The sequence below is a fragment of the Microbacterium sp. LRZ72 genome (assembly GCF_033792225.1).
Taxonomy (GTDB): Bacteria; Actinomycetota; Actinomycetes; order Actinomycetales; family Microbacteriaceae; genus Microbacterium.
In genome coordinates this window covers 156,636-183,077 of record NZ_JANGEX010000004.1, presented here as the reverse complement: position 1 = coordinate 183,077, position 26,442 = coordinate 156,636, and the positions used below count along the sequence as shown (strand labels likewise).

The window sequence follows — 26,442 nt, the reverse complement described above, 5'->3', positions numbered from 1 at the left end:
ATCCGGCGCCCTCAGATCCCGCAGGCAAATGCCTGTCGCCCATCCTGATTAGGACTTTAGCGGTCGGCTCCGAGACGTGAATGGCCCTGACCAGGCAACACGCGAGCCCTCAAATCCAGGCGAGCGAATCCGGGAACCATACCTTGCCGGGGACCTCGTCCCGCAGGACCCTGTCAATGAAGGTGCGCATGAGCTCGCGCGCGAGCTCCGTCGTACGATAGTCAGCGCAATATGGCACCTCCTTCGCCTGCTTCGAGTACGAACGTCCCCAAGCTGGGGGGATGATCAGCTCGGTGAACGGGACAAGTGATCGCGCGCGGGTCTCCCCGTAGATGGCGCGCCCCAGCTCATCGGCACTCAAGGTCTGCGTCTTGGCGATGACAACGAGATCGACGAGGTCCTTCTCGCGGCTGGACGGCCTACCGCTGTAGTCCGCCATCGTTGCGCAGACCTTGTCCGCGATCTGGTCCACGATCGGATAGAGGCGGTAATCGTTGCTGGGGAGTCGCGGCAAATCGAGACGGTTGGCCGGTGCCGTGACCGTGACGTCGGCGGTGACTATGACTCCGACGACGAGATCGACGTGCAACGGCTCCTTCCTGTCAGCGCCGATATAGACGTCGAAGTCGACGCTGTAACCGTCGGTATAGGTCTGTTGGTCTCCGCCCACGACGGATCCGTGTTTCGTATAGACGAATCGGAAGAAGTCGCCGAGGTCGATGCTGGCAAGGCGGACCAGGTCCGCGAGGGCACCGTCAAGGGTGTTGTTGGCGCGGAAGAGATCGACGTCAGTGGTGCGTCGACCCGACGCCACCCGCGCCAGGACTCCCGTGCCGCCCTTAAGAAGCCAGTCTGAATCCTCGCGTTCGGAAAAGATCCGACTCAGGAAGCGCCGAAAGTACTCCTGACGAATCCGGTCCTGAGTGGACATGGATTTGTCGGCAGCGAAGGCCTTACGGGCAGCATCGCGAATCGCTGACTCGACTGCTGCCGCGCTCTGGTAAGGTTCGGTCACACTTCAGCCTCTTGCGGCGCCGTACTCGTACGATCCAGCGCTGCAGCAGACCGGGCGACGAGCGTGGAATCGAGCGCCTTCATCTGCGCAAGAAGAGCCGAGTTCATGTTTTCCCACCACTCACTTGTTGCACGTCCCTCGAGCATCTTGGCGGTCGGCATGGTTCGTGGCTGCATTCATGCTGCTCAGCGCTGTGAGCACCGCTTCGAGATGAATATCCTGAGGCACCGCCGCATCCATCGCACTCTGCAGGGCAGCCGAATCGACCAGCCCGGCGAAGTCGATCTTCGGCATATTCATCAGATAGTTCCGCGCCACAAGCGCACCGATCCCATCCAGCGACGCAATCTGCCTAGCGATCGTCTCACGGTCTAGTCCGGCGATCACGAGGAGCTTGTCGAGCAGGGCTACGCCGTCACCCTTGCGATGCCCGTTGCGTTCCGCCAGCGGGGCGAGGCGATTCGCGAGCAGTCCGAGATCAAGCTCGGACTTCCGACTCGCGTCACGCAGTGCGTCGGCGACGACCGACAGGTCCGTGCGGTCCTCGACGAGGTCAGCGATCGTGCGTTCCAGCGTCGTCACAGGCAGCCCATCGCGGACGGTAACGTCTTCCTCTGGCAGGTCGCGCCGGCGGTAGTGGAGATCGGCGCGCTGCGTTTGTCGACGGACCGGGGAGGTCAGCTCGGTGCGGTTCGAACGCAGGTCGCCAATGTCATGCAGCCACGCGGCAGTCTGCCCCGACACCACAACACCGCGATGACCGTCGGCGAGGCGGTCGCTTGCGAGGCGAGCGGGTTCGCTACTGAGCCACCCCGCGCGCACGTCGAGGTGTGCGCCACTGGGTGCGCCAGCATCCTTGTAGACGCCATGCGCGAGCCGAACCAGATCGCCGGACTCAGTCAGGCGTGACAGGTCGAGCCGAGTCACCCCACGTGCGGCGGCCTGAGCGGAGGTCACCATACCCCATTGTGGGGCAGACATCTCGGCCAGTTCGCGGAGCGCATTCCTGGCTTTCATGCTTGAATTGTATCACTAAGGATGATACTAATGAAGCAAAAAGTGCACCGTACTCGCGCCGACAAACGCCAATTGACCAGATGGAAGCGGTGAAGGCGCATACACGCATCACCAAAATTCGCAATGGGTGCCGCCGAACCGTGGGCAATCAGCGGGCGACCGACAAGCAAAAAGTGCCTTGATCAGGTCTTTTCTGGCGGAGACGGAGGGATTTGAACCCTCGGTCCCCGTGAGGGGACTCCACCTTAGCAGGGTGGTGCACTAGGCCTGACTATGCGACGTCTCCAGGCATCCGCCCGCCGAAGCCACGGATGCACCCCGCAATACTAACCGCTGTGCGCCCGTGGGCCGAACCCCGCGAACCGACCGATCGATCGAGATCAGCGCACGTTGCCGTTTGAGCAGGTGTCCATCGCCGCCGTCGAGCCCGCGATCGACTCGGGGAGCACCGCGGTGTCGTCGGGCTCCGGGGAGGCACCGGGGGTGGCCTCTTCGGTCGGTTCGGCCGGCTCGGTCGGCTCCGCTGTCTCCTCGGGCTCGGCCCCCTCTTCGACGATCACGCCGTCACCGAGGCCGGCCTTGCCCGAGAGCTCGAGCGACTGGTTCGCGTCGAGCGCCGCCCACAGCGCATCGGCCGAGGCGTAGTCGGGCACGACCTTGTTCTCGTCGTCCGGATCGGCGAACACCGGATACGACACGAAGACGATCTCCTCGAACGGCACATCCTTGACCGCGAGCGCGATCTGCACCATGGTGAGCGGGTTCGTAAGCGACTCGCTCGGCGTGATGTTCGACAGCGCCGTCGTCGAGAGCTGATATAGCGTCGCCGGGTTCGACAGCACGTCCTCGCTGACCAGCTTGCGCGCCAGCTTGGACATGTACTGCTGCTGGTTCGAGATGCGGCCCAGGTCGCCCCCGTCGCCGACGCCGTGGCGGGTACGCAGGAACTGCAGCGCCTCCACCCCCTTCAGCGTCACGTCACCGGCGGGCAGGTCGAGACCCGTGTGGTAGTCCTGGATGCCGTTGGCGATGCACACCTCGACGCCGCCGATGGCGTCGGTGATCTCGATCACGCCGCCCCACGTGACGGCCGCCGCGAACTGGATGCTCTGCCCCGACAGCTCCGAGATCGTCTTGACGGCGCACGTGAGGCCGCCATACGAGAAGGTCGCGTTCAGAGGCTGCTTGCTCATCGCCGATGACGTCGCGCCCGTCTCCGGGTCGGTGCATTCCGGAATCGGAATCATCAGGTCACGCGGAAAACTGATCACCGTGACCCGGCGCGGGTCGTCCGAGATGTGCAGGAGCATGTTGACGTCGTTCAGCTCTCCCCCGGCATCCGGCCCCGTGCAGCGGTCTCCGAAGATGTGCGCGTACTCGGGCTCGCAGGCGTCCGTGCCCGCGAGGAAGAGGTTGACCCCGCCCTCGATCTCGCCGATGTTGGGCGGCACGCTCTCCTGCCCCTCGAGCGCGACGGAAGAACCCGTGAAGTCGTTCACCGCCGTCACGGTCGAGACCGCGACGACTCCGATGCCGGCCACAAGGACGACGGCAAGGCTGACCGCGAAGAAGCGGAAGATCTGGCTCCAGGCGCTCGGCGACGACAGCTGGCCGTGGCGGGCGACGGTCACACGACGCTTCGGCGCCTTGGTCGGCTTGCTCACACGGGTCCTCTCGGGCACGAATACCGTCCTGACGAGCATGAGGGGCGGGGGCGGAAACCATGCCGCGACACTCCGCTCGACGGTCTCCCCCGACGCACACAGCTCATCGACGGACGAGGCTCATCATATGCAAGAGCGCCTGAGAGGGCGATGTGCGACCGGCGACCCCCTCCGGGGGCCTCCGCCGCATCAGCGGAGGGTGTGCAACAGCGGAGGGTGTGGGATTCGAACCCACGGGACATCTCTGCCCACTGGTTTTCAAGACCAGCTCCATCGGCCGCTCGGACAACCCTCCCGGCGGGCCGCGCAGCGGCGCCGTCGACGCACGAGTCTAGCCGGTCGCCTGTCGCGGCGTTTCGGCTCGCTGCGCTCGCTCAACGGCCGGAACGGCCGCTCAACGACCGCGGGGCAGGTCGCGCAGGATCGCGGCGACGCCGCCCTCCTCGACCGACGAGGTGATCTCGCCCGCGGCTTCGCGCACCTCGTCGGGGCCCTGCGCCATGGCGATCGCCCGGCCGCCGTGCTCCAGCGCCCAGCGGAACATGCCCACGTCGTTGCGACCGTCGCCGATGACGAGCACCCGCTCGGGGGTGATGCCGAGCCAGGTGCGCACGATCTCGAGCGCCGTGCCCTTGTCGACCCCCTGCGGCGCGATGTCGAGCCACGCCGTCCAGCCGATCGCGTACGACACCTGGTTGAGGCCGATGTCTTCGACGAGCGTCAGAAAGTCGCGCTCGTCGTGATCGGGTGAGACGACCACGACGCGGCAGACCGGATGCCGGGTCAGTTCCTCGAACGGCACGCGATGGGCGGCCAGCAGATTCCAGTCCTCGAGGTACTGCGTGTACATGCGCTCCCCCGTCGGCAGTTCGACGAGGTAATGCGCGTCGGGAAGGTGCTCGCGCAGCAGCGTCAGCACGGTCGTCGCGTCGAACGTCTCGGTGTGCACGCGCTCGTAGTGCACGTCGGCGGCATCCACCCGCTGAAGCACGACGGCGCCGTTGGAGCACACGACGTACTCGGGTGAGATGTCGAGGGCCCGCAGGATGCCGCGGGTGCCCTCCCAGCTGCGGCCCGTCGCGAGCATCACCTCGTTGCCGGCGGCCCGCGCGTCCTTCACCGCCTCGACGATGCCGGGGCTCAGGGTCTCGTCCTCCAGCAGGATCGTGCCGTCGATGTCGAGCACGACGAGGATGGGCGAGTCCGCGGCATCCGCGGGTTCGGCGACGCCCTGCGCGATGTCCTCGACGAGGTCGATCGCCTCTTCGGGCTCGACGATCTCGACCGAGCCGGTCTCGGGCAGCGACGTGTCGTCACGGTCGCCGGAGCTGCGGTATTCGGTCACGCGGTGGGCTCCAGCACGTCGAGGCCGCCCAGGTACGGCCGCAGCACCTCGGGCACCGCGACGGAGCCGTCCGGGCGCTGATGCGTCTCGAGCAGGGCCACGAGCCAGCGGGTCGTGGCGAGGGTGCCGTTGAGCGTCGCGACGGGCTGGGTCTTGCCGCCGTCCGGGCGGTGGCGGATGTCGAGGCGCCGGGCCTGATAGGTCGTGCAGTTCGACGTCGAGGTCAGCTCGCGGTACGCGCCCTGCGTGGGGATCCACGCCTCGATGTCGTACTTGCGCGCGGCCGAGGAGCCCAGGTCGCCCGCGGCGACGTCGATCACGCGGTACGCCAGCCCCAGCGGCTGCAGCATCCGCTCCTGCCATTCCAGCAGGCGCGCGTGCTCGGCCTCGGCCTGGTCGGGGGTGGTGTAGACGAACATCTCGAGCTTGGTGAACTGGTGCACGCGGATGATGCCGCGGGTGTCCTTGCCGTGCGAGCCGGCCTCGCGCCGGTAACAGGTCGACCAGCCGGCGTAGCGCAGCGGCCCGGCCGCCAGGTCGAGGATCTCGTCCTTGTGGTACCCGGCCAGGGCCACCTCGCTCGTGCCGGTGAGATAGAGGTCGTCTTCGCCGAGGTGATAGACCTCGTCGGCGTGCTCGCCGAGGAAGCCGGTGCCGCGCATGATCTCGGGTCGCACGAGCGTCGGCGTGATCATCGGCGTGAAGCCGCTCTCGATCGCCGTGTTCAGCGCGAGGTTCATCAAGGCCAGCTCGAGCCGCGCGCCGACCCCTTTGAGAAAGTAGAAGCGCGCTCCCGAGACCTTCGCGCCGCGCTCCATGTCGATCGCGCCCAGCTTCTCGCCCAGGGCGAGGTGATCGAGCGGCTCGGTCTCGAAGTGCGGGATCTCGCCCACCCGACGCAGCTCGACGAAGTTCTCCTCGCCGCCGGCGGGGACCCCCTCGATCACGATGTTCTCGATGCGTCCGAGGGCGGATGCCGCGGCCTCCTCGGCCTGCGTCGCGCGGGCCTGCGCCTGCTTGACCTGCTCGGCCAGCTGCTTGACCTGCGCCACCAGGGCGGGCTTCTCGTCTTTGGACGCCGCGGCGACCCGCTTTCCGAACACGTTCTGCTCGGCGCGCAGCTCCTCGAAGGAGGTGATCGCCGAGCGACGCTCGCGGTCGGCCGCCAGCGCGGCGTCGACGGTGCCGGGGTCGTGTCCGCGGGCCACCTGGGAGCGCGTGACGAGGTCCGGGTCGTCGCGGAGGAGTGCGAGGTCGATCACTCTGCAAGTCTAGGCGCCGCATTTCGCGGCGCGGACGGCGGCTGTCGGCACCGGAGCGGCTCTATGTTGGAGCCATGACCGCGGCATCCGATCCCCCCGACGAGGCCGCGCGCGGGCGCGGCGACGATCCGGAGGCGTCGCCGGCCGACGAGGCGGACATCTCGCCCGGAGAACCGGGGGCGCCGGATGCGCCCGATCCCGCCGAAGCGGCGAAGCCCGACGAAGAGATCCACGAGCCCGAAGACGTCGAGCCCGACAAGGCCGACGGCGAGGAGGGCACCGCCCGCCAGGTCACGCCCGAGGGTGAGAAGAGGCCCATGCGGCCCCCCGCCGACGGAGCACGCCGGCGCGCCGCCCTCGTCTACAACCCGATCAAGGTCAACCAGGACGCCCTGCGCGCGACGGTCACCCGCCTGTCGGATGCCGCGGGCTGGGGCGAGCCGCTGTTCTTCGAGACCACGGTCGACGACCTGGGCGACGACGTGACCCGGCAGGCCCTCGATGAGGGGGCGGATGCCGTGCTCGTCGCGGGCGGCGACGGCACCGTCCGCGCGGTGTCGGAGGCGATGGCCGGCACCGGCGTCCCCCTCACGATCGTGCCGAGCGGCACCGGCAACCTGCTCGCCCGCAACCTGAACCTGCCGCTCGGCGACGCTGAACCGATGGTCGCCGCCACGTTCGCGGGTGTGACCCATCCGGTCGACATCGGCTTCGCCGACGTCCGCCGCGCCGACGGCTCACGCGACACCCACGGTTTCGTCGTGATGGCCGGCATCGGGCTCGACGCGGCGATGATCGCCAACACGAATCCGCAGCTGAAGAAGTCGGTCGGCTGGGTCGCGTACGTCGACGGCGCGGCGAGATCGCTGGCGACCTCCAAGCCGTTCCGCGTGATGTACCAGATGAAGGGCAGCCAGAAGCTGCACTCGACCAAGGTGCAGAGCGTGCTGTTCGCCAACTGCGGCGCCCTGCCCGCCGGCATCGCGCTGATTCCCGAGGCCTCGGTGACCGACGGTGTGCTGGATGTCGCCATGCTCCAGCCCGCGGGATGGTTCGGCTGGGTGGGGGTGTGGCGCAAGGTGTGGTGGGACAACAGCGTGTTGCGGCGCTTCCGCGCCGGCCGCCGGGTGCTCGAGCGCCGGGGCCGGAACAGCTCGGTGCGCTACCTGCACGGCGAGGCGATCGAGCTGGCCACCAGCCCCGGTCAGCCCATCGAGTTGGACGGCGACGAGTTCGGTGAGGCCGTGCGGCTGCGCTGCCGCATCGAGCGCGGCGCGCTGACCATCGTGCTGCCCGAGGGGCACGACACGTCGGTGCTGTAGCCGGCGCTCAGACCGTTCGATACCCGGATCAGGGCACCGAGCCGGGTGCGACGATCTCGGCGATGGCGCGGAAGACGCTGTTCGCCCCATTGCCCACCTCTCCCTCGGCGTCGAAGGCGCCGGGCAGATAGGTCACGACCACCGCGACCGACACATCCTGCGCCGGCAGATAGGCGGCGACGCCGCCGTAGCCGTGGAAGGCCGGATTCTGCAGCATCCAGTCGCCGTGCAGCACGAGACCGTAGCCGAACGTGTACCGCTCGTCCTGGGGAAAGCACGACGGGCACCCCTCGACCGCGGTCGTCTGGTCGCGCAGGGTCGGTGCGATCTGCCGCTCGTGGGACTCGTCGCTGAGCAGCTCGCCGCGACCGATCGCGCGGAACAGGGTCGCGGTGTCGGCGACATCCGTGTTCTGCACTGCACCCCGTGCGAGCGTCCACGACGGGTCCCAGTGGGTCGAGTCCTCGACGAACGAGACGTCTGCTGGAATGCCGAGGTGATCGCGGCGTTCGGCGTCGAGGGCGTGCAGTGCGGGTTCGAGCATCGCGGGGGTGCCCGGCGCCGCCGTGTTCTCCAACCCCAGCGGGTCGAGGATGCGCTCCCGGATCACCTCGTCGAGGGGATCGCCCGTGATGCGCTCCAGCGCCAGCCCCAGCAGCACGTAGTCGGTGTGCGAGTAGTTCCAATTCGTGCCCGGCTCGTAGACGAGGGGCTCGTCGGTGCCGAACGCGTAGAGCTCCTCCGGCTGCCAGTGCCGGAACGGGTCGGCGGCGAGCTGGGCCAGGAAGTCCTCGCTCCACAGGTAGTCCGCGTATCCCGATGTCATCTGGGCGAGCTGACCCAGCGTGACCTCGTCCGCGTGCGGCACCTGCGGCAACCACGTGTCGATGGTGTCGTCGAGGACGACTTCTCCCTCGTCGACGAGCTGCAGCAGCACGGTCGAGACCTGCGGGATGGCGATCGCGCCGTTGCGGAAGTGCATGTCGGCGGTCGCCGGCACGCCGGTCATCGACTCGCCCCACGCGTCGGTCACGATCTCGTGGTCGCCGCGCGTGACACGGACGATCACCGCACGAAGGTCGAGATCCTCCTGCTGCTGGGTGACGGCGGCACGGATGTCGTCGGCCAGGCGGGCGTCCTCGCGCGACGCAGCGCTGGGCGCGGGCGAAGGATCGGCGGTGCAGCCTGCGAGGGCGACGATCGCGATGGCGAGCGGGAGGGCGACGGCGATGCCGGAACGGTGCACGGGACTCTTCTCGGTAGCGATCGGTGACCCCAGTCTGGCCTGGCGAGTAGCATCGGCGCACATGCCCTCCCCCTCGATCGTCTGGCTGCGCGACGACCTGCGCCTGGCCGACAACCCCGCCCTGCGCGCCGCGCTCGACCGCGACGGGCCCGTGATCGTGCTGTACGTGCTCGACGAGGCCTCGCCCGGCATCCGGCCCCTCGGCGGAGCAGCGAGATGGTGGCTGCACGGCTCGCTCGCCTCGCTGGGCGAACGCCTGCGCGACAAGGGCGGAGACCTGGTGCTGCGCCGGGGCCCGGCCGACGAGGTCGTGCGTGAGGTCGTCGCGGATGCCGGAGCCGGTGCGGTCTTCTGGAATCGCCGCTACGGCGGGGCCGAGCGCGAGATCGACGCCGGTCTGAAGACCGCGCTGCGCGACGACGGCGTCGAGGTGGCGTCATTCGGCGCCTCGCTGCTGTTCGAGCCGTGGACCGTGAAGACGGGTGCGGGCGGGCCGTACTCGGTCTACACGCCGTTCTGGAAGGCGTGCCTGGCGCTGCCCGCACCGCGAGCGCCCCTGCCCGAGCCGGGCGAGGTGCCCGGTGCGGGAACGCGCCTCGCGTCGGACCGACTCGAGGACTGGGAGCTGCTGCCCACCCGCCCCGACTGGGCGGGGGGCCTGCGCGAGACGTGGGAGCCGGGCGAGCCGGCGGCTCGGGCGCGATTGCGCCAGTTCCTGAACGACGACCTGGCCGACTACGACCGGGCCCGCGACGAGCCGGCCGCGGGCGTCACCTCGCAGCTGTCGCCGCGGCTGCGGTGGGGTGAGATCAGCCCGTTCACGGTGTGGCACGAGACGGTCTCGGCGCGCGAGTCGGGCGCCGAGAGCGGCGCGGCCTCGCGGTTCCTCTCCGAGATCGGATGGCGGGAGTTCGCCGCCCACGTGCTGTTCCATCATCCGGACCTGGCGACGGTGAACCTGCGGCGCGACTTCGACGCCTTCCCCTGGCCCCGGCTTCGGCCGACGCAGCTCGAGGCGTGGCAGCAGGGGCGCACCGGCATCCCCCTCGTCGACGCCGGCATGCACGAGCTATGGCGCACGGGCATGATGCACAACCGCATCCGCATGGTCACGGCATCCTTTCTCATCAAGAACCTGCTCATCGACTGGCGCCGGGGCGAGGAGTGGTTCTGGGACACCCTGGTCGACGCCGACGGCGCATCGAACCCGTTCAACTGGCAGTGGGTGGCCGGGTCGGGGGCGGATGCCGCACCGTACTTCCGCATCTTCAACCCCGAGCTGCAGGCGAAGAAGTTCGACCCCGACGGCGTGTACGTGCGCGCCTGGGCGCCTGAGCATGGCGGTGCGGACGCACCGGAGCCGATCGTGGACCTGAAGCGCTCCCGCGCCGAAGCCCTCGACGCCTACGAGCAGGTCAAGCAGGCCACCCGCGCGTCCGGGCGTTGAGCGAGCGCAGCGAGACGAAACGCGGGAATGCAGGCGGCCGGTCCGCGCGTTGCATCCCACGATGAACACACCCGCCCCCGCTCTGTCGGTACTCGACCTCGTACCCGTGCGGCACGCGCAGACCAGCTCGCAGGCCGTCACGGCATCCCTCGACGTCGCCCAGCGCGCCGACGAGCTCGGATACCGCCGCTACTGGTTCGCCGAGCACCACAACATGCCGGCGGTCGCCTCGACGACCCCGCCCGTGCTGGTGGCCGCCGCCGCGACCCGCACCTCCCGCATCCGCGTCGGCTCGGGCGGGGTGATGCTGCCCAACCACTCGCCGCTGATCGTCGCCGAGCAGTTCGCGGCGCTCGAAGCGCTCGCACCCGGGCGCATCGACCTCGGGCTCGGCCGCGCGCCGGGCAGCGATCCCGTCATCACGCAGCTGCTCCGGCAGTCGGGCACGACGAGCGACGTGGATCGCTTTCCCGACCACGTGCGCGACATCGTGGCGATGGCTTCGCCCGAGGGCGCGACGGTGCGGTTCACCAGCGGGGGCACCTACGACGTGCACGCGACACCAGCCGCGACCGGCGCGCCGGAGGTGTGGCTGCTCGGATCGAGCGACTACTCCGCGCAGCTGGCGGCCACGCTCGGGCTGCCGTACGTGTTCGCGAACCACTTCTCTGGCGAGGGCCTCGAGCGCGCACTCTCGCTCTACCGCGATCAGTACCGGCCGAGCGAGACGCATCCCGAGCCGCGCACGTTCCTGACGGTGAACGTCGTCGCCGCGCCGACCGCCGACGAGGCCGAGGCCCGGGCGCTGCCTCAGCTGCGGATGATGGCGCGCCTGCGCACGAACAAGCCGCTGACCGCGCTCGAGTCGATCGAGCAGGCGCAGTCGGCGCCAATGGACCCCCTGGCCGAATCGTTCGTCGCCTCGGCCCGGCAACGGTGGTTCGTCGGCACCGGCGATTCCGTCGCCGACGAGCTCACGGCGTTCGCCGCCAGGCACGGGGTCGACGAGGTGATGCTCTCGCCCGTCGCGGGGGCGTACGACGCGGAGCCCATGGATGCCGCGACCGGCCGCATCCAGACGCTCGAGCTCGTCACCGCCGGGGTCTCGGCGCGCGTCGGCTGACGGCATCCGTCCTGCGATCCGATGCCGCACCCCCGGCATCGCTCGCCAGAAAACGTAGCCTCCGCGCGACCCAGGCGACACTTCCTGGCGACCCGGCGGGGGCGGGGCGCGGGGAGAAACCTACGACTCGGGTTCGCCGCTGAGCAGGCCGCGCAGCCAGTCGCGGGCCTCGACGAAGACGTCGTCGGAGTAGCGATCGGGGTAGCGCACCACGCTGCGATCGGCGCGCGGGTACGAGCCCAGGAAGATGACCTTGGGGCTGAAACGGCGCAGCCCCAGCAGCGCATCCGCCATCCGCTCGTCCTTCACATGGCCGTCCGCGTCGATGACGAAGCGGTAGCGACCGAGCGAATCGCCGATGGGGCGTGAGGCGAGCAGCGACAGGTTGATGCCGCGCGTGGCGAACTGCTCCAGCAGCTCGAGCAGGGCGCCCGGGTGGTCCTCGGGCAGCTCGACGATGAGCGAGGTCTTGTCGGCACCGGTCGGCGGCGCCGGCGCGACCGTGCGCCCGACCAGCACGAACCGCGTCACCGCGTTCGGGTTGTCGCCGATGTTCTCGGCGAGCACGTCGAGCTCGTGATGCTCGACGATCGTCGGCGGCGAGACGGCGGCATCCGCGGCGCTGGTCCCATCGAGCAACCCGACGGCGCTCGCGACGTTGCTCGCGGCGGGAAGATGCGCGTGACCCGGCAGCGCCGACGTCAGCCACCGCAGGCACTGACCGTAGGCGACGGGATGGGCCGCGACCGTGCGCACCTCGTCGAGCGTTGTGCCCGGCAGCCCCACGAGCACGAAGTTGACGGGCACGAGGTACTCGCCGATGATCCGCAGCCCGGGCACGGTGGCGAGCGCGTCCTGCGCCGTCGACACCCCACCGTCGACCGAGTTCTCGATCGCGATCATCGCCGCGTGCGAACGGCCCTCGACCACATCCGCGAGCGCCTCGCCGATGTTGCGCACCGGACGCCACCGCTGCCCGCGCGCTTCGGGCACCTGCGCCAGCGCGGCCTCGGTGAAGGTCCCCGCCGGCCCGAGGTAGCTGTACGTGCGGGGCTCGGGCATCGCGGCATCCGACGGCATGAACACCAGCCTATCGCCGCCCCGCGCCCCGTTGATGTCCCACCTTTACAGCGCATGGCCCGTCTTGGGATGGAAAGGTGGGACATCGGGGTCAGGGCGAGGCAGACTAAGAGGATGAGCCGCGCAGGACAGCCCGCCGAAGCATCCGACCTGGTCGACATCGATGCACTGATCGCCGCCTACTATGACAGCAAGCCGGATGCCGCCGTGCCCGAGCAGCGCGTCGCGTTCGGCACCAGCGGCCACCGCGGCTCGTCGCTGACGACGAGCTTCAACGAGGACCACATCCTCGCCACGACGCAGGCGATCGTCGACTACCGCCGTGAGCAGGGCATCACCGGTCCGCTGTTCCTCGGTCGCGACACCCACGGGCTCTCGCGGCCCGCCGAGCGCACGGCCGTCGAGGTGCTCGTCGCCAACCACATCGACGTGCGCATCGACTCCCGCGACGAGTGGGTGCCGACCCCCGCCCTCAGCCACGCGATCCTCGCCTACAACCGCGACCTGGATGCCGCCGACCCGAACCGCGCCGACGGCATCGTGGTGACCCCCAGCCACAACCCGCCCCGCGACGGCGGCTTCAAGTACAACCCGCCGCACGGGGGCCCGGCCGACACCGACGCGACGAGCTGGATCGCCAAGCGGGCGAACGACCTGATCGCGGCCGACCTCGTCGGCGTCTACCGCGTGCGGCACGCCGACATCGTGCTGGAGACCCTCGGCCAGTACGACTTCCGCGAGGAGTACGTGCGGGACCTCGCCGCCATCATCGACCTGGAGGCGATCCGCGAAGCCGGCGTGCGCATCGGCGCCGATCCCCTCGGCGGAGCGTCGGTGGACTACTGGGCCCTGATCGGCGAGATGTACGGGCTGAACCTCGAGGTCGTGAACCCCGACGTCGACCCGACCTGGAAGTTCATGACGCTCGACTGGGACGAGAAGATCCGCATGGATCCGTCCTCGCCGAGCGCGATGGCCTCGCTCGTGGCGCGCCGTGACGAGTACGACATCCTCACGGGCAACGACGCCGACGCCGACCGGCACGGCATCGTGACCCCCGATGCCGGCCTGATGAACCCCAACCACTTTCTCGCCGTGGCGATCGACTACCTGTTCTCGCACCGGCCGGGCTGGCCCGTGGACGCCGCCGTGGGCAAGACCCTCGTGTCGTCGATGATCATCGACCGGGTGACCGAGGCGCTCGGACGGCGCCTGCTCGAGGTGCCCGTCGGCTTCAAGTGGTTCGTTCCCGGCCTGCTCGACGGCTCGGTGGCCTTCGGCGGCGAGGAGTCGGCGGGCGCGTCGTTCCTGCGCATGGACGGCGGGGTCTGGACGACCGACAAAGACGGCATCATCCTCTGCCTGCTCGCAGCCGAGATCCTCGCCGTGACGGGCAAGACCCCCTCGCAGCGCTACGCCGAACTCGAGGAGCAGTTCGGCGCCTCGGCCTACCAGCGGGTCGACGCGCCGGCGACGCCCGAGCAGAAGGCGACCCTGGCGAAACTGGCGCCGGATGCCGTGACCGCGACCGAACTGGCGGGCGAGCCGATCACCGCCAAGCTCTCGCACGCGCCCGGCAACGGCGCGGCGATCGGCGGGCTCAAGGTGCAGACCGAGCACGCGTGGTTCGCGGCGCGCCCCTCCGGCACCGAGGACGTCTACAAGCTGTACGCCGAGTCGCTGCGCGGCCCCGAGCACCTGGCCCAGGTGCAGCAAGAGGCGCGCGCGGTGGTCTCGGCGGCGCTCGGCGCCTGACCGGCGGCTGACCGGCGCGCCCCGGCATCACGACGGGAGCGTGCGGGCGAGTATCGCCCCGGCCTCGCGCAGCCATCGCGCGGGGTCCGCCATCGCGGCATCCGCCGAGCCGGCCAGGTGCGTGAGCGACAGGGTCGCAACGAAGCCCTCGGTGGGCGCATCCGCGGCGATACGGCCGGCGACGAGCGCGGCCGGCACACCGGCGGATGCCGCGCGCTCGTGCACGTGCGCGGCGGCCTTGCCCCCCGCCGATGAGCCGTCGAACGCCCCTTCGCCCGCGACGACGATGGATGCCGCGCGCACGACCTCGTCGAGACCGATCAGGTCGGCCACGGCATCCGCCCCCGGCACCAGCCGGGCTCCCCAGGCGAGCAGGCCATAGGCGGCTCCCCCCGCGGCGCCCGCCCCGCGACGCCCGGGGTCGATGCCCAGCCGCTGGGCGAGTACCGCCAGGCCCGCGTCGAGTGCGGCCACCTGCAGCGGCGACGCGCCCTTCTGCGGGGCGAAGACGTGTGCGGCGCCGCCGGTGCCGAGCAGCGGGGCGCTGACATCGGCGAGCACGGTGACGCCGCCGACCGGCAGCGGCGGGAGCGACGAGAGGTCGGCCTCGGCGATCACCGCGAGGCCCCGCCCACCTGCGGGCACCGGAGCACCCGACGAGTCGGTGAATCGCGCACCGAGGGCGCTCAGCAGCCCGACGCCCCCGTCCGTCGAGCTGCTGCCCCCGAGGGCGCACACCAACCGGGACACGCCGTGGGCGAGCGCCGCCTGGATCGCCTCGCCGAAACCTCGCGTGTGTGCGGCGAGGGGACGCAGCCGGGGCGGCGATCCGAGCAGCTCGATCCCCGACGTCGACGCCAACTCGACCACCGCGGTGCCGTCGGGCGCGTCGGCCGTCGGCGGCAGGAGCAGCCACGTTGCGTCGACCGGCGCGTCCTCCGGTCCCGTCACCCGCACCGGCATGCGCTGCGCCTGCGGGATCGCGGCGGCGAAGGCGTCGAGCGTGCCCTCGCCGCCGTCGGCCATCGGCATCCGCTCGATCGCTGCGCCGGGGCGCACGCTCAGCCACCCCTCGGCGAGGGCGTCGGCGGCGGCGCGGGCGCCGATGGAGCCCTTGAACGCGTCGGGGGCGACCACGACGGGTGCGGGACGGGTGGGTGCGGGCATGACGGCGTGCTCCTCGCTCTCTCGTCGCACGTGGCGGTTACCACCGCCAGTCTGCGGCACCGGCCATCGAACCGCTGCTCGCCCGCACGACCAGCGTCGTCGGCACGACCGTGCGCGAGCGGGGCGCGTCCGGTTCGACCAGAGCCGCCACCGCCTGCTCGCCGAGGGCCGCGAAATCCTGTCGCACGGTACTGAGAGGCGGCCAGTACTCAGCGGCGTCGAGCACGTCGTCGAACCCGACCACCGCGACGTCTTCGGGCACCGCGCGACCGGCCTCGTGCAGCGCGCGCAGCACACCGAGGGCGAGCTGGTCGTTCGCGGCGAAGATCGCGCGCACGTCCGCGTCCGCGGCCCACGCCCTCCCGGCGTCGTAACCGGATGCCGCGGTCCAGTCACCACGGCGCACATCGGGCGCCGCGAGACCGGCGGCGGCCAGCGCCTCGCGCCAGCCGCGCTCGCGCTCGTTCGCGGCGTAGGAGCCGGCGGGTCCGGCGAGATGGTGGACGGTCGGGGCGCCGTGGGCGAGCAGGTGACGCGTCGCCTGCGCGGCGCCGCCGGCGTGGTCGGACTCGACCGAGATGACGCGCGGGTCACCGCCGGAATCGAGTGCGACGACCGGCAGCGCCACAGGGATGCGGGCGGCGAGGGCCGAGGGCGTCGCCTCGTTGAGGACGATGGCGCCGTCGACACCCTGATCGGCGAGGGCGGCGAAGGCCGCCTCGGCATCCGCTCCCGATGAACCGACGGGGCTGGCCACCACGACGGCGAACCCCCTGCGCGCGGCGGCCGCGACGATCGTCTCTAGCATGCGGGTGTTGCCGACGGTCGCGAGCGTCTGCACGATCACCCCGAACGTGTGCGTGCGGCCGGTGCGCAGGGCACGTGCGGCGCGGTGCGGGCGATAGCCCAGGTGGGCCATGGCCGCCTCGACGCGAGCGCGCGTGCCGGGGTCGACCCGCACCGAGCCGTTGACGACGCGCGAGACGGTCTGGCCCGAGACCTGCGCCGCGGCGGCGACGTCGGCCATCGAGACACGACGCTCGGTCATCCGACCCTCCGTCCACAGCTCAGTCTCCCCGCGCGTGTTGACGTTACCACGATGCTCCGGATACCGTGTTGACGTGAACATGCCTGAGTTCCGTGCGGGGGAACCCGCCGACGACCATCCCGGGAATGGCGACGACGCCGCCCCGACCCCCGTTACGCCCGCCGCGCTGGGCGCGGGCGTGGTGCGCCGCGCGACCCGCATGGCCGACGGCCGCGAGCTGATCTACTACGACGACGCCGACACCACGCTGCCGCCCGAGCGCTGCGTCGACGCCCGCACGCTCGACGCCCGGCCGCCGACCGCCCCGATGCGTCGCGACGTGCTGACGGGCGACTGGATCTCGGTGGCCGCCGGGCGCCAAAACCGCGCGTTCCTGCCGCCCGCTCACCTCGACCCACTCGCGCCCCAGACCGCATCGAACCCTTCCGAGGTGCCGTCCTCGTACGACGTGGTCGTCTTCGAGAACAGGTCGCCCTCGTTCGGCCCGGGGCTCACCACCCCGACCGCCGATGCGCCGCGCGCCGACGATCCGCCGCACGATCTCGCCGACCTCGACGCTCCCGGGCTGGGGCGCACCCGCTCCGCCGTCGGACGCTGCGAGGTGATCTGCTTCTCGCCCGAGCACGAGGGGTCGCTCGGCAGCCTGCCCCCCACCCGCGTGCGCACCGTCATCGAGGCGTGGGCCGACCGCACCGCGGCGCTGTCGGCACTGCCCGGCATCCAGCAGGTGTTCCCGTTCGAGAACCGCGGCGAGCAGATCGGCGTGACCCTGCACCATCCGCACGGGCAGATCTACTCCTACCCGTACATCACCCCGCGCACGCGGCTGCTGCTCGACGCGATCGTGCGCGAAGGGCCCGACGTGTTCGAGCGCATCGTCGCATTCGAAGCCGCGGGCCCCCGCGTGATCCTCGAAGCCGAGCACTGGATCGCCTATGTGCCGTTCGCCGCGCGGTGGCCCATCGAGGTGCACCTGGCGCCGCGCCGGCACGCACCCGATCTGGCCGCGACGACGGCGGCGGAGCGGGACGAACTCGCCGACGTCTACCCGCGGCTCCTCCGCGGGATCGACGCTCTCTACGACTCCCCCACGCCCTACATCGCCGCCTGGCACCAGGCTCCCGTGCACGCTGCGCGTGACACGGCGCGGCTGCACCTGCAGCTGACCTCGCCACGGAGGGCCGCCGACAAGCTCAAGTACCTCGCGGGCTCCGAGGCGGCGATGGGGGCATGGATCGGCGACATCCCCCCCGAGCAGAGTGCCGAGCGCCTGCGTGCGGCGGTGCACGGGTGACGGCCCGGGATGCCGCGGTCGCGGCCTTCACCCACCTGACCGATGATGCGCCCGGCGGCGTGTGGTCGGCGCCCGGCCGGGCCAACCTCATCGGGGAGCACACGGACTACAACGATGGGTTCGTGCTGCCGGTGGCGATCGGACAGCGCACGTACGCCGCGCTGGGACGCCGCACCGACCGCATCGTGCGCGTCGCCTCCACCTTCGCCGACGACGCCGTCGACGTGCGCCTCGACGAGGTGCCGGCGCTCTTCGACTCACCCGCAGACCGGCAGCGCGTCCCCGAGTGGGCCCGCTACCCCCTCGGAGTCGCCTGGGCGGCCCTTCGCGTCGCGGGCGCCGACCCGCGCGAGCTGTGCGGGCTCGACATCGTCTTCGCCTCCGACGTGCCCGTCGGAGCGGGACTGTCGTCTTCCGCGGCGATCGAGGGGGCCGCGGCATCCGCCCTGAACGACGCCTGGGGACTCGGCCTGTCGCCCCTGGATCTGGCACGGATCGGCCGTGCCGCCGAGAACGAGGCCGTCGGCGCACCCACCGGCATCATGGACCAGGTCGCCTCGATCATGGGGCGCGCGGATGCCGCGATCTTTCTGGACTGCCGCACGCTCGAGACCGCGAGCGTCGATCTGGGCTTCGCCGCCGCGGGGCTCGAACTGCTCGTCATCGACACCCGCGTGCAGCACTCCCACGCGAACGGCGGCTATCGCGAACGGCGGGCGTCGTGCGAGGCCGGCGCCGCGGGGATGGGGGTCGGCGCCCTGCGCGATCTGAGCGTCGATGATCTGCCCCGGGCAGAGCGTGTGCTCGACGACGTCACCCTGCGTCGCGTGCGGCACATCGTCACCGAGAACCAGCGGGTGCTCGACACCGTGCGCGCCCTGCGCGAGCGGGGGCCGCGAGCGATCGGCGAGCTGCTCGTCGCCTCGCATGCCTCCATGCGCGACGACTTCGAGATCTCGGTACCCGAGCTCGATGCGGCCGTCGAGTCGGCCCTGGCCGCCGGCGCGATCGGCGCCCGCATGACGGGCGGCGGCTTCGGCGGCGCCGCGATCGCGCTCGTCCCCGCCGACCTGGCCCGGCAGGTGACGGATGCCGTGGGCCTCGCATTCGAGGATCGCGGCTTCATCGCGCCGCTGGTCTTTCCCCTCGTGCCCTCCGCGGGCGCTCGCCGCGAGGCGTAGCCGGCGCCGGACCGGCCCCGCGCGAGGACTTCCGCACGGGACGAGGGCTGCCGGAGCGCAAGAGCCCTCGCGCCAGGTCAATCCCCTCGCGCCGCGCGGCGCTCGCGCCTATCGTCGGGTCGTAGGCGCAGATCGTGCCCGCCACCGTACGAATCCGCCACCGCACGAATCCGCCACCGCACGAAAGGGGAAGCGAATGGGACGAATCACCGTCGGATCCGAGGGCTCCGCCGACATCCAGCTCTTCTACACGGATGAGGGTGCCGGCCAACCCGTGGTCCTCATCCACGGCTTCCCGCTGGACGGAGAGTCGTGGGCCCGGCAGGGGGCCGCCCTGCTCGACGCGGGCTACCGCGTCATCAGCTACGACCGGCGCGGCTTCGGTTCCTCGAGCAAGGCTGAGACCGGGTACGACTACGACACGTTCGCCGACGACCTGCACGCGCTCATCGAGGCCCTCGACCTGCGGGATGCCGTGCTGGTGGGCTTCTCGATGGGCACGGGCGAGGTCGCGCGCTACCTGTCGCGGTACGGCAGCGAGCGGATCGCCCGCGCCGTGTTCATCGGCTCGCTCGAGCCGTACCTGCTCGTCACCGACGACAATCCCGACGGCGCGGGGCCGCAGGACTTCTTCGACGGGATCGCCGCGGCGGTCGCGGACGACAGGCACGCATTTCTCACCGGCTTCTTCGGGGACTTCTACAACCTCGACGAGAACCTGGGCTCCCGCATCACACAGGAGCAGGTGGATGCGAGCATGCAGGTGGCGGAGAAGGCCGGCGACACCGCGATCGCCGCGGCGCCCCTCACCTGGCCGACCGACTTTCGCGGCGACATCCCGAGCATCGACGTGCCCGCCATGATCGTGCACGGCACGTCCGACAACGTGCTGCCGATCGACGCGACGGCCCGCCGCTTTCGCGAGCTGCTGCCCGAGGCCACCTACGTCGAGATCGCCGGGGCACCGCACGGAATGCTGGTCACCCACGCCGACGAGGTCAACGAGGAGCTGCTCGCCTTCCTCAAGTCCTGAAAGACGGTGGATGCCGGGGCGATGTGCTCCCGGCATCCACCGCTTGGGGCTGCACTTATCGGCGCGGGCGGCAGATATAGACGCAGCCGCCGCCGACAAGTGCAGCCGCAACGGGAGGGTGGGCCGCCCACCCACTGAGGGTGCGCTCTTGGCAAAGGCTCCCCGATACGCGAACGTGGAGCGCGGACAGCCGCGACGGCAGCGAGGGGAAGACATGACGATGAGCGAGCGCCCCGAGGCACGCACACGACAGGGTGATGTGCGAGGAGTCGCGCACGGCCCCGGCGCCGCGTTCCTCGGCATCCCCTACGCCGAGCCGCCGATCGGAGCACTGCGGTTCGCCGCGCCCGAGCCGCCCCGGCCCTGGAGCGGCGTGCGCGAAGCGACGGCGTACGGGCCCACGCCGCTGCGCACGGATCTGGGCGACACCACGCTCATCCCCGAGCCCGCCGTGAGCGGCGCCGACACGCTGAGCGTCAACGTGTTCACGCCCTCTCCCGACCCCGGCGCCCGCCTGCCGGTATGGGTGTGGATACACGGCGGCGGCTACACGACTGGTTCGCCGGCGAGTCCCTGGTACGACGGCTCGTCCTTCGCCCGCGACGGCGTGGTCACCGTGACGCTGTCGTACCGCCTGGGCTTCGACGGTTTCGGCTGGATCGAGGGGGCCCCGCAGAACCGGGGCGTGCGCGACTGGGTCGCCGCCCTCGAATGGGTGCGCGAGAACATCGCTTCCTTCGGGGGCGACCCCGCTCGCGTCACCATCGCCGGCCAGTCCGCGGGCGGCGGGGCCGTGCTGACGCTGCTCGGGATGCCGTCGGCACAGCACCTCTTCCAGCAGGTGTGGTGCTCGTCGGGAGCGCTCGCCGACATCCCCGAGGAGCGCTCCCGCGCCACCGCGGCACGCCTGGCCGGCGAGCTCGGCGTCGCGCCCGACCGGGACGGGTTCCGGAGCGTGACGGAGGAGCGCATCCTCGAGGCCCAGGTGCGCGCGCCCCGGGCCCGCGGCATCCGCCGTCTCGCCCTCGCCCGCGAGCTGCTCCGTGACGGCTCCGGGTACGGTCCGGTCGTGGACGGCGACCTGATCCGGCGTCCCACCCCGGCCTCGCTGGCGGCCGGCGTCGGCGCCGACAAGCCCCTCGTGCTGGGCGCGAACGACGACGAGTTCACCATGATCACCACAGGCGCTGCGAAGAAGCTGCGCTTCGTGCCCGCCCGGCCGGCGCTGCGCCTGCTCGGCCTCGGTCGCTCCCAGACATCCGCCTACCTCGACGCGAACCGTGACGTGCACCGTCGCGGCACCGCCGCGCTGCTGGGCAGGTACCTCACCGACCGCATCTTCCGCGCGCCGACGGCGGCCGTCGCGCAGGCCCGCGACGAGGCACCGAGCGGGCGTGGCGAGCGCGCCGCCACCTGGCTCTACCGCTTCACCTGGCGCTCCCCCACCCACGGCATCGCCCTGCACTGCCTCGACGTGCCGTTCCTCTTCGATGTGCTCGAGGCGCCGCGCGTCGACGAGATCGCCGGCTCCTCACCGCCGCGCGCATTGGCCGACGCCGTGCACCGAGCCGCGGTCGCGTTCCTCACGACGGGGGCGCCAGGGTGGTCGCCTGCGCCGGAAGGCCCGGCCGGGCCGGCACGCATCTTCGACGCGGACCCCGCCGCGGCTACCGTGATGCACGACGCCTACGCCTCGACCGCCGCGCTCGTCCCCGTGTCAGGCACCGCGTCCGGCGGCGCCTGACGAGAGACCCGGGCCGCCGGCATCCGCCTGCCCATCACCTCGATCGCGCCGGGGTTGGCGTCGATAAGCACCGCGCGGCGGCCGAGCTGAGCCGCGACGGCCCCCGTCGTCCCGCTGCCGGCGAACGGGTCGAGCACGGCGTCGCCGGGCCGCGTGGATGCCGCGATCATGCGCCGCAGGATCCCCTCCGGCTTCTGCGTGGGGTAGCCGGTGCGCTCGCGCCCGCTCGTCGGCACGATCGTGTGCCACCAGACATCCGTCGGCAACTTGCCGCGCGCCGCCTTCTCGGCGCCGACCAGCCCCGGCGCCATGTAGGGCTCACGGTCGACCGCATCCGCATCGAAGAGATACCCGCGGGGCTCCTTGACGTACACGAGGATCGTCTCGTGCTTGGTCGGCCAGCGTCGCCGCGACTTGGCACCGTAGTCGTAGGCCCAGATGATCTCGTTCAGGAACCGCTCGCGCCCGAAGAGGGCGTCGAGGGCGACCTTGGCGTAGTGCGCCTCGCGGTAGTCCAGGTGCAGGTACAGGGTCCCCTCCGCACCGAGCAGCCGCCAGGCCTCGAGCAGGCGCGGTTCGAGGAATCCCCAGTAGTCCTCGAACCGGTCGTCGTAGACCCCCAGCAGCTCGCGCACCCGCGCGTAGTCGCGGCCGTGGAATCCCCGCTGCATGTCGCGGGGGCGCACCGACGCCGGCGTGGTGCCCGCATCGTCGCCGGCCACCGTACGCTCACGCATGCGCCCCGTGTTGAACGGCGGGTCGAGGTAGGCGAGCGTGAATGCTCCCGTCGGCATCGATGCCATCGCGGCCAGGTTGTCCCCCTCGATGATCTCGACCGATGGCGGGGGCTCTCGCCCGTCGTCGACGCTCACGGCACGCGCTTCAGCCACGCGTCGGTCGCGAACTTGCTCGCGACGAGCCCCTCCGCCTCGGCGTATTCCTCTTCGGAGATGTGCCCGGCCTGCGCCCCGTAGAGCCGCCCGAACGTCTCGAGGAACCGCTCGATCACGGCCTGCCGCGACAGCCCGGTCTGCCGGCGCAGGGGATCCACCCGCTTGGCGGCCGACGTCGTGCCCTTGTCCGACAGCTTCTCCCGGCCGATCCGCAGCACCTCCGACATCATCTGACCGTCGATGTCGTAGCTGAGTTTCGCGTGGTGGAGCACGCCCCCGTTGGCGAGGCGCTTCTGCGCGGCGCCGCCGATCTTTCCGGTGGGACTCGCGATGTCGTTCAGCGGCTGATACGTCGCCTCGACGCCGAGCGAACGCAGCGCCTGCAGCACCCAGTCGTCGAGAAAGGCGTAGGAATCGGCGAACGTCAGCCCGGCGACGAGCGAGGCCGGCACGTACAGGGAGTACGTGATGATCTGCCCCGCCCCCATCAGCATGGCGCCGCCGCCGGAGATGCGTCGCACGACGTCGAAGCCGTGCCGTGCGGCGCCGTCGGGGTCGACCTCGTTGCGCAGCGACTGGAACGACCCGATCACGACGGCGGACGAATCCCACTCCCACATCCGCAGCGTCGGCCGGCGTCGGCCGTCGCCCACCCGGCCGGTCAGCACCTCGTCCAGGGCGAGGTTCATGTGCGGCGAGACGGCCCGGTCGTGCACGACCTCCCATTCCAGATCGCGCCATCCCGGCGCCGTGACCAGAGCGCGGCGCACCGCCGTGCCGATCGCCTCGGGCGTCAGGCCGAGCATCTGCGTGCCCGGCGGCAGTGCCGAGCGGACGGCGGTCGCGATGGCGCTGACGTCGGCGGTCTCATCGAGTCCGTTCACGGCCGCGTCGATCGTCTCGAGCGCGGTGTCCGGCTCGAGGAAGAAATCGCCCGACAGCCGGAAGTCGGCGATCTGCCCGCCCCGCACGTCGAGGTCGACGACCACGAGCTTTCCACCGGGGACCTTGTACTCGCCGTGCATGCATTCAGCCTAGGACGCCGTCACCGTCAGCGAGCCGGCAGGCGGGCGTCGAGCCAGGCGAGCAGGTCGGCGCGCACGCGTTCGCGCCCGATCTCGTTGAAGATCTCGTGGCGCATGCCCGGGTAGACCAGGGTCGTGACATCGCCGAGGCCCGCCCGTTCCCGGTAGGCGCGGGCCAGGCGGTGCACCGATACGGGTCCGCCGACGGTGTCGTCGCGCCCCACCATCAACAGCACCGGCACCTCTCGCCCGGCCTTCGCGCGCAGCCCGCGGCGCGGGCGCCCGAACAGGCGGGCGGAGTCGACGACGCCGAACAGCCGAAGCAGGGGGCGCGAGGTCGTCAGGGGGTCGGCGGCGAACTCGTCCGCGACGGCGGGGTCGGTCGACAGCCACGCCAGCCCGGTGGGGTCGCCCCCGGCCCACGGGGCGTTGAGGTCGCCGGCGTTGAGCGAACCCGGCCAGCGCAGGGCCGACCCCGAGAGCACGAGGGCGTCGTAGGCGTCCGGATGCCGGTCGAGCAGCATCTGCGCGAGGAACGACCCCCACGAGTGGCCGAGCAGCACGATCGGCACTCCGGGATTCTCGGCGCGGATCATGCCGGTCAGCTGCCACACCGCCGCCAGCGCGGCCTGCAGCCCGCCCGGGCCCAGCGTGCCGAGCCGATCGGCATCCCCGTGCTGCCGCATCCCCGTGCGTCCGTGCCCGCGATGGTCGTCGGCGTACACGGTGAAACCGGCACTCGTGAGCGCATCGATGAGCTCGCCGTAACGACCCGCGTGCTCGCCCACGCCGTGCAGCAGCTGCACGATGCCCCGCACCGCGCCCTGCGCGCGGTGGACGTCGTAGACGATCTGGATGCCGTGCGCATCGGTGAACTCGGGCACGGCTCGATCATAGGTCGCCGTGGCATCCGAAGGGTTTGCTTAGCAATGCTAATGACCTAGGCTGACGAAAAGAATGTCCGACCACGCGCCCGCTTCCGAGTCCACGTCCGAGACGTCCGCGCTGCGCATGGCCGTCATCCGCTTCTCGCGTCGGCTCCGCAACGAGCGGGCCGACGACGCGATGAGCGACGGAAAGATCGCGGTGCTCGGCTCGCTGATGTTCCGCGGTCCGCACACCCTCGGCGAACTCGCCGAGCGCGAGCGCGTGTCGGCGCCCTCGATGAACAGGACCGTGAACTGCCTCGAGCAGGACGGCTACCTCACCCGCACGAACGACGTCGAGGATCGGCGCCGGGTGATCATCGCGCTCACGGATGCCGGCACCGCAGTGGTGCGCGAGACGCTGCGGCGGCGCGACGCCTGGCTGGGCGACGCCCTCGCCTCGCTCAGCGAGCAGGAGCGCCGCACCCTCGCCGAGGCGGCGGCGCTGATGACGCGGCTGGCGGCCCGATGACCGGCATGTTCCGCTCGTTCGCGGTGTTCAACTACCGCGTCTGGTTCATCGGCGCGCTCGTGTCGAACATCGGCACCTGGATGCAGGCCACGGCGCAGAGCTGGGTCGTGCTGACGGAGCTCACCGACAACGACCCGGCGGCCATGGGCATCACGATGGCGCTGCAGTTCGGCCCGCCCCTCCTGCTCGTGAGCGTCAGCGGCTGGGTGACCGACCGATTCGACCGGCGGCACCTGCTGATCGCGACGCAGAGCGCGCTGCTGCTGCTGGCCCTGACCACCGGCATCCTGCTGCTCACGGGCGTGATGACCCTGGGGATGATGTACGGGATCGCCCTCACGTCCGGCGTCGTCATGGCCTTCGACAACCCCGCGCGGCAGACCTTCGTCTCGGACGTCGTCGCGCGCGAGAGAGCGTCGAACGCGATCGCCCTGAACGCGGCGTCGTTCAACGGCGCCCGCATGATCGGCCCGGCTGTCGCAGGAGTCATGATCGTCGCGGTCGGCACCGGCTGGGTCTTCCTCGTCAACGCCGTCACGTTCCTGGCGATGGGCGTGGCCCTGTTCCTCATCCGGCCCGCCGAGCTCGTGCCGAGGGCGAAGAGCCCCAGCGGGGCGCGCCTGGCCGACGGGTTCCGCTACGTCGCCCGCCGTCCCGACCTGATCGTGACGTTCACGATGGTGTTCCTCATCGGCGCCATGGGCATGAACTTCCCGATCTTCGCATCGACGATGGCGCTCGAGTTCGGGCAGGAGGCCGACGGCTTCGGCCTGCTCTCGTCGATCCTGGCGGTCGGCTCGCTGGCCGGGGCCCTGATGGCGGCGCAGCGGGACCGCGCCCGCATCCGGGTGCTGATCCTCGCCGCGCTGGGCTTCGGGCTCGCCTCGATCGCCTCGGTGCTGATGCCCTCGTACTGGGGGTACGCCCTCACGCTCATCCTGGTCGGCTTCATGGTCGTCACGACGCTGACGACGGCGAACGGGTACGTGCAGACGACCACCGACCCGGCGGTGCGCGGACGCGTGATGGCGCTCTACGTCGCGATCCTCATGGGCGGCACGCCCCTGGGCGCTCCCATCATCGGCGCCATCGCGGGCGAGTTCGGACCCCGCGTGGCGATCCTCGTCGGCGCCTCGGCGGGCATCCTCGCGTTCGGCATCGGGCTGACGTGGATGCTGGTGTCGGGCCGCATCCGGCGCCACGAGCACCGCCGCTTCGCGCTGCGCATCTCCGAGACGATGCCCATACCGGTCGCACCCGCTCCCGAGCAGTTCAGCGACCAGGTGGCCGGCGGCACCGCCCTGCCGGTGCAGGACAGTGAGACCGATCCCCCGACGAGTGCACACGCGGTGCGCGAGCCCACACGCTGATTTCGTGTGCACT

The 26,442-nt window shown here is 70.9% G+C and carries 22 protein-coding genes and 2 tRNA genes; 10 read left to right on the top strand and 14 right to left on the bottom strand.

Features of this window, described 5'->3' with window-relative positions; translation table 11 throughout:
• Positions 1-109 precede the first annotated feature (109 nt).
• The 7 genes from M4I32_RS06780 to serS form a co-directional block, all read right to left on the bottom strand.
• Positions 110-1,015, bottom strand: a complete 906-nt coding sequence (locus M4I32_RS06780; protein ID WP_319033717.1) for a nucleotidyl transferase AbiEii/AbiGii toxin family protein — start codon at positions 1,013-1,015, stop codon at positions 110-112.
• A gap of 120 nt (positions 1,016-1,135) precedes the next feature.
• Positions 1,136-2,032: a type IV toxin-antitoxin system AbiEi family antitoxin domain-containing protein gene (locus M4I32_RS06775; protein ID WP_319033716.1), complete on the bottom strand. Its 897-nt coding sequence runs from the start codon at positions 2,030-2,032 to the stop codon at positions 1,136-1,138.
• Positions 2,033-2,226: 194 nt separating this feature from the next.
• Positions 2,227-2,318, bottom strand: a tRNA-Ser gene (locus M4I32_RS06770).
• Between the two features lie 94 nt (positions 2,319-2,412).
• Positions 2,413-3,696, bottom strand: a complete 1,284-nt coding sequence (locus tag M4I32_RS06765) for an LCP family protein (RefSeq protein ID WP_319033715.1) — start codon at positions 3,694-3,696, stop codon at positions 2,413-2,415.
• A 210-nt stretch (positions 3,697-3,906) separates the two neighbouring features.
• Positions 3,907-3,991: transfer RNA gene (locus M4I32_RS06760), tRNA-Ser, on the bottom strand.
• A gap of 99 nt (positions 3,992-4,090) precedes the next feature.
• Positions 4,091-5,041 (bottom strand): HAD-IIB family hydrolase, encoded by a 951-nt coding sequence (locus M4I32_RS06755; RefSeq protein ID WP_319033714.1) that lies wholly within the window; start codon positions 5,039-5,041, stop codon positions 4,091-4,093.
• Positions 5,038-6,303, bottom strand: coding sequence for a serine--tRNA ligase (serS, locus tag M4I32_RS06750; RefSeq protein ID WP_319033713.1), 1,266 nt, complete (start codon positions 6,301-6,303; stop codon positions 5,038-5,040). The genes M4I32_RS06755 and serS overlap by 4 nt, the downstream gene beginning before the upstream one ends.
• A 74-nt stretch (positions 6,304-6,377) precedes the next feature.
• Here serS and M4I32_RS06745 point away from each other — a divergent pair, with 74 nt between their 5' ends.
• Complete coding sequence (locus tag M4I32_RS06745) at positions 6,378-7,625, top strand: diacylglycerol/lipid kinase family protein (RefSeq protein WP_319033712.1); 1,248 nt, start codon at positions 6,378-6,380, stop codon at positions 7,623-7,625.
• Positions 7,626-7,653: 28 nt separating this feature from the next.
• Here M4I32_RS06745 and M4I32_RS06740 read toward each other — a convergent pair whose 3' ends face one another.
• Positions 7,654-8,871 (bottom strand): serine hydrolase domain-containing protein, encoded by a 1,218-nt coding sequence (locus M4I32_RS06740; RefSeq protein WP_319033711.1) that lies wholly within the window; start codon positions 8,869-8,871, stop codon positions 7,654-7,656.
• Positions 8,872-8,932: 61 nt separating this feature from the next.
• On the opposite strand from M4I32_RS06740, the gene M4I32_RS06735 reads away from it, so the two are divergent.
• Complete coding sequence (locus tag M4I32_RS06735) at positions 8,933-10,318, top strand: deoxyribodipyrimidine photo-lyase (protein WP_319033710.1); 1,386 nt, start codon at positions 8,933-8,935, stop codon at positions 10,316-10,318.
• Positions 10,319-10,379: 61 nt separating this feature from the next.
• Positions 10,380-11,441, top strand: coding sequence for an LLM class flavin-dependent oxidoreductase (locus tag M4I32_RS06730; RefSeq protein WP_319033709.1), 1,062 nt, complete (start codon positions 10,380-10,382; stop codon positions 11,439-11,441).
• A gap of 120 nt (positions 11,442-11,561) precedes the next feature.
• On the opposite strand, the gene pheA is transcribed toward M4I32_RS06730, so the two are convergent.
• Positions 11,562-12,521, bottom strand: a complete 960-nt coding sequence (gene pheA, locus M4I32_RS06725) for a prephenate dehydratase (protein ID WP_319033708.1) — start codon at positions 12,519-12,521, stop codon at positions 11,562-11,564.
• A gap of 114 nt (positions 12,522-12,635) precedes the next feature.
• On the opposite strand from pheA, the gene pgm reads away from it, so the two are divergent.
• Positions 12,636-14,276: a phosphoglucomutase (alpha-D-glucose-1,6-bisphosphate-dependent) gene (gene pgm, locus M4I32_RS06720; RefSeq protein WP_319033707.1), complete on the top strand. Its 1,641-nt coding sequence runs from the start codon at positions 12,636-12,638 to the stop codon at positions 14,274-14,276.
• Between the two features lie 27 nt (positions 14,277-14,303).
• Here pgm and M4I32_RS06715 read toward each other — a convergent pair whose 3' ends face one another.
• Both M4I32_RS06715 and M4I32_RS06710 read right to left on the bottom strand, forming a co-directional pair.
• A complete protein-coding gene (locus M4I32_RS06715; protein WP_319033706.1) occupies positions 14,304-15,443 on the bottom strand; it encodes a glycerate kinase in 1,140 nt (379 codons plus the stop codon).
• Between the two features lie 37 nt (positions 15,444-15,480).
• On the bottom strand, positions 15,481-16,491 hold the full coding sequence (locus M4I32_RS06710) for a LacI family DNA-binding transcriptional regulator (protein WP_319033705.1): 1,011 nt from the start codon (positions 16,489-16,491) through the stop codon (positions 15,481-15,483).
• 199 nt (positions 16,492-16,690) lie between these two features.
• On the opposite strand from M4I32_RS06710, the gene galT reads away from it, so the two are divergent.
• The 4 genes from galT (at position 16,691) to M4I32_RS06690 (ending at position 21,743) form a co-directional block, all read left to right on the top strand.
• Positions 16,691-17,785, top strand: a complete 1,095-nt coding sequence (gene galT, locus M4I32_RS06705) for a galactose-1-phosphate uridylyltransferase (protein WP_319033762.1) — start codon at positions 16,691-16,693, stop codon at positions 17,783-17,785.
• Positions 17,782-18,966 (top strand): galactokinase, encoded by a 1,185-nt coding sequence (gene galK, locus M4I32_RS06700; protein WP_319033704.1) that lies wholly within the window; start codon positions 17,782-17,784, stop codon positions 18,964-18,966. Before galT ends, galK begins: the two co-directional genes overlap by 4 nt.
• 196 nt (positions 18,967-19,162) lie before the next feature.
• Complete coding sequence (locus M4I32_RS06695; RefSeq protein ID WP_319033703.1) at positions 19,163-19,999, top strand: alpha/beta hydrolase; 837 nt, start codon at positions 19,163-19,165, stop codon at positions 19,997-19,999.
• Positions 20,000-20,213: 214 nt separating this feature from the next.
• Complete coding sequence (locus M4I32_RS06690; RefSeq protein WP_319033702.1) at positions 20,214-21,743, top strand: carboxylesterase/lipase family protein; 1,530 nt, start codon at positions 20,214-20,216, stop codon at positions 21,741-21,743.
• On the opposite strand, the gene M4I32_RS06685 is transcribed toward M4I32_RS06690, so the two are convergent.
• Genes M4I32_RS06685 through M4I32_RS06675 form a run of 3 tightly spaced genes read right to left on the bottom strand, consistent with a single transcriptional unit; the run spans position 21,686 to position 24,545 of the window.
• Positions 21,686-22,615 (bottom strand): DNA-methyltransferase, encoded by a 930-nt coding sequence (locus tag M4I32_RS06685; protein ID WP_413466792.1) that lies wholly within the window; start codon positions 22,613-22,615, stop codon positions 21,686-21,688. The genes M4I32_RS06690 and M4I32_RS06685 overlap by 58 nt on opposite strands.
• Positions 22,612-23,661, bottom strand: coding sequence for a biotin/lipoate A/B protein ligase family protein (locus tag M4I32_RS06680; protein ID WP_319033701.1), 1,050 nt, complete (start codon positions 23,659-23,661; stop codon positions 22,612-22,614). The genes M4I32_RS06685 and M4I32_RS06680 overlap by 4 nt, the downstream gene beginning before the upstream one ends.
• A gap of 26 nt (positions 23,662-23,687) precedes the next feature.
• Positions 23,688-24,545 (bottom strand): alpha/beta hydrolase, encoded by an 858-nt coding sequence (locus M4I32_RS06675; protein ID WP_319033700.1) that lies wholly within the window; start codon positions 24,543-24,545, stop codon positions 23,688-23,690.
• Between the two features lie 73 nt (positions 24,546-24,618).
• Between M4I32_RS06675 and M4I32_RS06670 the strand changes: the two genes are divergently transcribed.
• Positions 24,619-25,059, top strand: coding sequence for a MarR family winged helix-turn-helix transcriptional regulator (locus M4I32_RS06670; protein ID WP_319033699.1), 441 nt, complete (start codon positions 24,619-24,621; stop codon positions 25,057-25,059).
• Between the two features lie 5 nt (positions 25,060-25,064).
• Complete coding sequence (locus tag M4I32_RS06665) at positions 25,065-26,429, top strand: MFS transporter (protein WP_413466794.1); 1,365 nt, start codon at positions 25,065-25,067, stop codon at positions 26,427-26,429.
• Positions 26,430-26,442 lie beyond the last annotated feature (13 nt).